Origin of the sequence: Actinosynnema sp. CA-299493, from assembly GCF_050946825.1 — a bacterium.
Taxonomy (GTDB): Bacteria; Actinomycetota; Actinomycetes; order Mycobacteriales; family Pseudonocardiaceae; genus Actinosynnema.
In genome coordinates this window covers 4,392,032-4,398,888 of sequence record NZ_CP191993.1, presented here as the reverse complement: position 1 = coordinate 4,398,888, position 6,857 = coordinate 4,392,032, and the positions used below count along the sequence as shown (strand labels likewise).

Sequence of the window (6,857 nt, the reverse complement as noted above, 5' to 3'; positions counted from 1 at the left end):
CGAGCACCGGGTTCACCACTCCACCCGGAGGACCTTCGGACCGCGCACCAGCAGTCCCTTCTTCCACTCCACGCCGTCGTCGCCGCCGGCGAGCCTGAGGTCCGGGAAGCGGGTGGTGACGGTCTCCAGCGCGACCTGCAACTCCATCCGGGCGAGTTGCGCGCCCAGGCAGTGGTGCGGCCCGTGGCCGAACGCGACGTGCGGGTTCGACGCCCGGCGGAAGTCGACGTCCTCCGGGTCGGTGAAGATGTCCGGGTCGCGGTTGGCGCCGGGCAGCGACACCAGGATCGGCTCGCCCTGCTTGACCACGACGTCGCCGAACCGGACGTCCTCGGTGGCGTAGCGGGGGAACATCGCCGCCGGGTTGAGCGGGATCAGGCGGAGCAGCTCCTCGACGGCGGCCGGGATCAGCTCCGGCTCCGCCTTCAGCAGCTCGTAGTGCTCGGGGCTCTTGAGCAACGCGTACAGGAAGTTCGGGATGTGCGTGGACACCGTCTCCGAACCGGTCAGCAGCAGGCCGACGCCGACGATCGACAGCAGCTCCTGCTCGGTGAGCTGGTCGTGCTCGTCGCGGGCGTGCACCAGCACGCCCAGCAGGTCCTCGGTGGGCTGCTCGCGGCGCTGCGCGACCAGGCCGCCGATGTAGCCGAACAGCTGCTCGACCTGATCCATGATCGGGTGCGCGGTGCTGGTCAGGCCCTCGGTCCAGACCCGGAACCTGACGTGGTCCTCGACCGGCACGCCCAGCAGCTCGCAGATCACCGTGACCGGGAACGGCATCGCGAAGTGCTCGACCAGGTCGGCACCCGGCCCCTTGGCCACCAGGTCGTCCAGGCAGGCGTTGGCGATGCGGACCGCGTTGTCCCGCATCTCGTTCACCCGACGGGCGGTCAACGCCTTGCCGACGAGCTTGCGCAGCCGGGTGTGCTCCGGCGGGTCGACGCCGATGATGCCCTCGTACGTGATCTCCTCGCGGGTGCGCGGTTGGTCCTGCCCCTGCGCCGCGGCCCGGCTGAACCGGGGGTCGATCAGCACGGTCCTGACGTCGTCGTAGCGGGTGGCCAGCCAGGCGACCTCCCCGTACGGCAACTGGACCCGGCTGACGGGCTCGTCCCGCCGCAGGGCGCCGTACAGCGGGTCGATGTCGACACCGGGAGCCTCGCTGAACGGGTACCTGCGGACCTGCCGGGTTGCTGTCACTGGGTTCTCCTCCGGGTGTGCGTCCGGGCCGCGCCGGTCCCGTCGAAGGCCTGCGGGGAGTGGATCGACGAACACCGCCGCGAACGGGCTGGTGGGGGTCACCCCGGCACGCTGGGGGGAGCGTAATAACGCGCGGCGGCCCGATCACACCCCCGTGAGCCCCTACGCCTCCCCTATCGGGGCCCTGCCCGGCGGGTGGCCCGACCAGGCCGGGACGGACCCCGGCGGAGAGGTCGTCCGGGGCCACCCCTCCCGGTCGGCAGGCGTGGTGAGGGGGTGTGCAGGGGCAGCGGTAGGGGTTGTGCCCACCGGGTTGCGTCCTAGGGTCGGCCCAGGCCCACCGCAGACCTCCCGGCTGCCATCCGGAGCGCGTTCCACCGCGGCGCGCGAGCACGCTCGCCGGCCCGAACCCCGCACGATCCCGGAAACGGAAAGGTGCTCGCGCATGTCCTTGACGGCGGCGTTCGCCGAGGAACCGACCAGGTTCCGCTCGTTCGGCCCGCACCACCTGTCCGAGGTCGCGTCCCGGCACGGCCTGCGACCCGACCTGCTCGACGCCGTCCGGACGATCTCGCACGTGCTGCCGTTCCGGGTGAACGAGTACGTGCTCACCCACCTCGTGGACTGGGACCGGGTGCCCGACGACCCGATCTTCCGGCTCGTGTTCCCCCAGCGCGGCATGCTCGCCGAGGCGGAGGAGGCCGAGCTGTCCCGGCTGGCGCGGGCCGCCGACCGCCGCGGCCTGCGGGAGGCCGTCTCCCGCATCCGCGCCGGGCTCAACCCGCACCCGGCCGGGCAGCAGCAGCTCAACGTGCCCAGCCTGGAGGGCGACGACCTGCCGGGGATGCAGCACAAGTACCGCGAGACGGTGCTGTACTTCCCCCAGCAGGGCCAGACCTGCCACGCCTACTGCACCTACTGCTTCCGCTGGGCGCAGTTCGTCGGCGACGCGGACCTCAGGTTCGCCGCGCCCGGCCCGGACCTGCTGACGCGCTACCTGCGCCGGCACCCGGCCGTCACCGACGTGCTGATGACCGGCGGCGACCCGATGATCATGAGCACCGAACGGCTGCGGTCGCACATCGAACCCATCCTGCGGGTCGACACCGTGCGCACGATCCGGATCGGCACCAAGTCGGTGGCCTACTGGCCCTACCGGTTCACCACCGACTCCGACGCCGACGACGTCCTGCGGCTGTTCGAGCAGGTGGTGGCGTCCGGCCGGACGATGGCGGTGATGGCGCACTTCAGCCACCCCCGCGAGCTGCGGACGGCCGCCGCCTCCCACGCCCTGGCACGCATCCGCGCCACGGGTGCGGTGGTGTACTGCCAGGCGCCGCTGGTCAAGCACGTCAACGACGACGCCCGGGTGTGGACGGACCTGTGGCGCGACCAGCTGTCGGCGGGCCTGGTCCCCTACTACATGTTCGTCGAGCGCGACACCGGGCCGCGCGAGTACTTCAAGGTGCCGCTGGCCCGGGCGCTCGACATCTTCCAGACCGCCTACCGCACGCTGCCGGGCCTGGCGCGGACCGTGCGCGGACCGAGCATGTCCGCGACGCCGGGCAAGGTCGTGGTCGACGGGGTCGAGGACACCGCCGACGGCAAGCACTTCCGGCTGCGGATGGCCCAGTCCCGCAACCCCGACCTGGTCGGCAGGCCGTTCCGCGCCCGGTTCTCCGAGACCGCGTCGTGGCTGGACGAGTTGGAGATCGACCCGGGCACGCCCGCGGACATCGTGGACGCGCTGGCCGCCACCGCGAACGGGTCCGCCGTGGCCGGCTGACCGGAGCCGGCACCCACCGGGGGCACGCGCGGCACACCGGGCGCCCGCCCCCTCCCACGACGAAAGGGTCGCTGTGGCTGTCCGCAGGATCTCGGCCAACCTGGCGCTCGACCACGCGGTGGCGTTGCGCCAGGCGGCGGGCGAGTCGATCGTGCACCTCGGGTTCGGCGAGGCCCGCCTGCCCGTGTTCCCGGGCCTGGTCGACCGGCTGGTGTCCGGCGCCGGGCGGAACTCCTACGGTCCGGTGCCGGGGTCGGCGGGCGCGCTGCGGGCCGTCGCCGGCTACTTCGACCGACGCCGACTGCCGACCAGGCCGGAGCAGGTGGTGGTCGCGCCCGGGAGCAAGGCCCTGCTGGTCGCGCTGCAACTCGCCGTCCCCGGCGACGTGCTGCTGCCCGCGCCCTGCTGGGTCACCTACGCGCCCCAGGCGGTGCTGGCGGGCAAGAAGGTGTTCACCGTGCCGATCCCGGCCGAGTGCGGCGGCGTGCCGGATCCCGACGCCCTGCGCGAGGCGGTGCGAGCGGCGCGGGCGGGCGGCGCGGACCCCCGCGTCGTCGTGCTCACCGCGCCCGACAACCCCACCGGCACCACCGCGACCCCCGACCTGATCCGGCGGATCTGCGCGGTCGCCGAGGACGAGGACCTCCTCCTGGTGTCCGACGAGATCTACCGCGACCTCGTGCACGACCCGGACTTCGAGTACCTGAGCCCGGCCGAGGTGTCCCCCGACCGCACGGTCGTCGTCACCGGCCTGAGCAAGAGCCTGGCGCTGGGCGGGTGGCGGATCGGCGTGATGCGCTTCCCCGGCACGGAGGACGGCGAGCGGATGCGCGCGGACGTCGCGTCGGTGGCCAGCGAGGTCTGGTCCACGTTGGCCGGTCCCATGCAGGAGGTCCTGGAGTACGCGTTCGACGAGCCCGCCGAGCTGGTGGCCCGCCGCGACGCCGACGCCCGGTTGCACGGCGCGCTCGCGCGGGCCGTGCACGACCTCGCGGTCAAGGCCGGAGCGCTGGTCCGGCCGCCCACCGGCGGGTTCTACGCGTACCCGGACTTCGAGCCGCTGCGCGACCGGCTGGCCGCGACCGGCGTGGTCGACGGCGCCTCGCTCCAGGAGCACCTGCTGGAACGGCACGGCGTGGCGGTCCTCGCGGGCGTCCACTTCGGCGACGACCCGCGTGGTCTCCGGTTCCGCGCGGCCACGAGCGTGCTCTACGGCGACCGCCCCGAGCTCCAGCACCAGGCGATGGACGCCACCGACCCGACGGCGGTGCCGCACGTGGCACGGGCGCTGGACGCGATCGAGTCGGCGTTCACCGCGTTGGGCACGAACCCGGGAGGACGGCCGTGACGCAGCCCACCGCGACCGCGTTCCCCGGCATGGGGCCGAGCCCGTTCGCCGACGTGGCCAAGTTCGCGCTGATCAACCCGTTCGCCCGGGAGCTGTACGCGGTCGCGGGCGACGTGCTGGGCTACGACCTGTTCGCCGCGCTGCGCGACAGCACGTCGGACTACGCCGAGGCCGACCAGGTCGCCTTCCTGGTGCACAGCCTGGCGCTGGCCCGGTGGGCGGAGCACGAGCACGGTTTCACGCCGCTGCTGGTGACCGGCGCGAGCTTCGGCGGCAAGGCCGCGGCCGTGCACTCCGGTGCGCTGTCCGCGGCCGACGGCATCCTGCTCACGGCGCGGCTCGTGCGGCTGGAGACCGAGTACTTCGCCACCCGGCACGCCGACGTGGTGACCCTGTCGTTCGCCCGCACACCGCCCGACGAGCTGGCCGCCGCGCTCGCCGACCTGGACGACTGGCACGAGCTGTCCTGCGAGGTCGACGTCGACCTCGCCATGGTGTCGATCAAGCGGGACCGGGTGGAGTGGCTGTCCGACCGCCTGCGCGCGGCGGGCGGGCTCCCGCTGTACGTGATGGACCCGCCGCTGCACGTCAGCCTGTTCACCGACCTGCGGGACCGGATCGCGGCCGAACTGCTGCCCGCGCTGGAGTTCCGCGACCCGGCCGTGCCGGTGATCGCCGACCAGGACGGCTCGCCGCGCACCACCGCCGACGGCGTGCGGACCATGCTGCTGGACGGCGTGGTGCGGGCGGTGCGGTGGCCGGCGGTGGTGCGGTCGTTGAAGGACCACGGCGTCGAACGGCTGTGCGTGGCCGGGCCGGACGCCCTGTTCGGGCGCGTTCCCGTCACCACCGACAACTTCACCGTGCTGGCCGCCACGCCGAGGCTCGCGATGCGCCCGCGCAGGCGGCCCGCGCTGGTGTGACACCCGAGGGAGGACCCATGTCCACGCGAGAATCGCTGTCGGCCGACGACCCCGCGCTGCACTCGCGGTTCCTGCGCGGGCTGGCGGCCCACCCCGACGGGGTGGCGCTGCACCTGGAGGACGGCACCCGCCACACCTACCGCGAGCTGCACGACCTGGCGCTGAGCTGGGCGGGCGCGCTGGTCGACGCGGGCACCACCGGGGTGGTGGGCGTGCTGGCGGACAAGACCGTCGAGGCCTACGCGGGACTGCTGGCCGTGCTGTACGCGGGCGCGACCGCCGTGCCGCTGCACCCGGGCTTCCCGACCGCCCGCACCAGCCGGATGCTGCGCAGCGCCCGCGTGGAGGCCGTCGTGGTCGACCGGGCCGGTCTGGCGGTGCTGGCCGAGCTCGCGCCCGAAGGCGTGGCCGTCCTCGCGCCGGACGCGGACCCGCTGGGCGACCTGCGGCGCCTGCCGGTCGGCGAGCCGCTCGACGCGCCCCGGCCGGTGTCGCCGGAGGACACCGCGTACGTGCTGTTCACCTCGGGGTCCTCGGGGCGGCCGAAGGGCGTGCCGATCACCCACCGGGCGGCGGACCACTACTTCTCGGTGATCGAGCGGCGGTTCGACTTCACCGCCGACGACCGGTTCTCCCAGGCCTTCGACCTGAACTTCGACTGCGCGATGTTCGACCTGTTCTGCGCGTGGGGTCACGGCGCGCAGGTGCACCCCGTGCCCGGCGGGGCCTACCTGGACCTGCCCGCGTTCGTCGCGGAGCGCGGGGTGACGGTGTGGTTCTCCACCCCGTCGGCGATCACGCTGGTGCGCCGCCGGGGCGGCCTGGCGCACGGGTCGATGCCGGGCCTGCGCTGGAGCCTGTTCGCCGGCGAGGCGCTGCGCGCCGCCGACGCGCTGGACTGGCTGGGCGCCGCGCCGGCGTCCGGGCTGGAGAACATCTACGGGCCCACCGAGCTGACCGTCACGATCACCGGGCACCGCTGGACGGACGCGACCCCGGCGTTGTGCCTCAACGGGTTGACGCCGATCGGCGAGGTGCACGAGGGGCACGAGCACCTGCTGGTCGCCGAGGACGGGTCGTTCTCGGCGACCGAGGGCGAGCTGTGCGTCACGGGTCCGCAGATGACGCGGGGCTACCTCGACCCGGCCGACGACGAGGGCAGGTTCCTGGCGCACGACGGCCGGCGCTGGTACCGCACCGGTGACCGGGTGCGCCGGCACGCCGACGGGACGTTGGTGTACCTGGGGCGCTTGGACTCACAGGTGCAGCTGGCGGGCTGGCGGGTCGAGCTGGCCGAGGTGGAGCACGCGTTGCGGGCGTGCGCGGGGGTGCTGGACGCGGTCGCCGTCACGCGCGCGACCGAGAACGGCCTGGAGCTGGTCGTGTTCTACACCGGTGAGCGGACGCCCGCGCGGCTGCTGTCCAAGGAGCTGCGCGACGTGCTGCCGGCGGGGATGCTGCCCCGGGAGTACCGGCACGTCGACGACTTCCCGCTCAACTCCAACCGGAAGGTCGACCGCGGCGCGCTCACGGCACGGGCCGCCGAAGCCTGACCGCAGGCACGCTCACCGCGCGAACCGCCAAGACCTGACCGCAGACG

5 protein-coding genes are annotated in these 6,857 nt (G+C 73.7%); 4 read left to right on the top strand and 1 reads right to left on the bottom strand.

What is annotated here, in order from left to right; translation table 11 throughout:
- Positions 1–12: 12 nt before the first annotated feature.
- The gene (locus ACQPYE_RS18225) at positions 13–1,200 is read right to left on the bottom strand and encodes a cytochrome P450 (protein ID WP_498722567.1); all 1,188 of its coding nucleotides are present in this window, start codon (positions 1,198–1,200) and stop codon (positions 13–15) included.
- A gap of 445 nt (positions 1,201–1,645) precedes the next feature.
- Here ACQPYE_RS18225 and ACQPYE_RS18220 point away from each other — a divergent pair, with 445 nt between their 5' ends.
- From ACQPYE_RS18220 to ACQPYE_RS18205, 4 genes are all read left to right on the top strand, one after another.
- Positions 1,646–2,986, top strand: a complete 1,341-nt coding sequence (locus ACQPYE_RS18220; protein ID WP_498722565.1) for a KamA family radical SAM protein — start codon at positions 1,646–1,648, stop codon at positions 2,984–2,986.
- A gap of 73 nt (positions 2,987–3,059) precedes the next feature.
- Complete coding sequence (locus ACQPYE_RS18215) at positions 3,060–4,334, top strand: pyridoxal phosphate-dependent aminotransferase (RefSeq protein WP_498722564.1); 1,275 nt, start codon at positions 3,060–3,062, stop codon at positions 4,332–4,334.
- Complete coding sequence (locus ACQPYE_RS18210) at positions 4,331–5,257, top strand: ACP S-malonyltransferase (protein WP_498722563.1); 927 nt, start codon at positions 4,331–4,333, stop codon at positions 5,255–5,257. Before ACQPYE_RS18215 ends, ACQPYE_RS18210 begins: the two co-directional genes overlap by 4 nt.
- A 17-nt stretch (positions 5,258–5,274) precedes the next feature.
- Complete coding sequence (locus ACQPYE_RS18205; RefSeq protein WP_498722562.1) at positions 5,275–6,810, top strand: AMP-binding protein; 1,536 nt, start codon at positions 5,275–5,277, stop codon at positions 6,808–6,810.
- Positions 6,811–6,857 lie beyond the last annotated feature (47 nt).